The sequence below is a fragment of the Cutibacterium namnetense genome, from assembly GCF_001642025.1.
Classification (GTDB): Bacteria; Actinomycetota; Actinomycetes; order Propionibacteriales; family Propionibacteriaceae; genus Cutibacterium; species Cutibacterium namnetense.
Genome location: NZ_LWHO01000024.1, coordinates 1 through 254 on the forward strand (window position 1 = coordinate 1; position 254 = coordinate 254).

Sequence of the window (254 nt, forward strand, 5' to 3'; positions counted from 1 at the left end):
CTGGGTGAGTCCGTCACCGAAGGCACCGTGTCCCGCTGGCTCAAGGCAGTCGGAGACACCGTCGAGGCCGACGAACCCCTACTTGAGGTGTCCACCGACAAAGTTGATACCGAAGTGCCCTCCCCCGCCTCCGGCACCCTCCTTGAGATCAAAGTCCCCGAAGACGAAGACGCCGAAGTCGGCGCCGTCCTGGCCATCATCGGCGACCCCGCTGCCGCCGAGTCAGCTCCGGAGCCTGCCAAGCCGTCGGCTGA

1 protein-coding gene is annotated in these 254 nt (G+C 66.1%); it reads left to right on the top strand.

Features of this window, described 5'->3' with window-relative positions; genetic code table 11:
- The coding region (locus A5483_RS10940; RefSeq protein WP_338152048.1) for a biotin/lipoyl-containing protein at positions 1-254 on the top strand (254 nt) is incomplete at both ends.